Here is a 243-nt window from a genome sequence, read left to right as displayed (position 1 = left end):
CCGTGATGGTCTCGCCCGCTTCTTGTGCGTTGATCACGTCATCGGCGGTGATGTTATTCACATTGACGTTACCCTGCTCGGCACTGGTGTCTAAGGTTGCGTTGTCGGTTACGCTGCCCTCGTTTCCGGCTTCATCGGTCACCGTCATGGTCACGGTTAATTCACCGTCGGTCAGCGTACTCAGATCTTGTCCCGAAACGGTAACGTTACCCGCATCATCAACGTCAATGTCGTTCGCATCGA

Annotated in this window: 1 protein-coding gene; it reads right to left on the bottom strand. The window is 54.3% G+C overall.

Annotated features, from left to right (window positions below; all coding sequences use genetic code 11):
* The coding region (locus L8G48_RS13710) for a hypothetical protein (RefSeq protein ID WP_248265098.1) at positions 1 to 243 on the bottom strand (243 nt) is incomplete at both ends.

The sequence above is a fragment of the Idiomarina aminovorans genome (assembly GCF_023155095.1).
GTDB classification, from domain to species: Bacteria; Pseudomonadota; Gammaproteobacteria; order Enterobacterales; family Alteromonadaceae; genus Idiomarina; species Idiomarina aminovorans.
The sequence above is the reverse complement of the archived record's forward strand: the minus strand, read 5'-3'. Positions and strand labels throughout refer to the sequence as shown.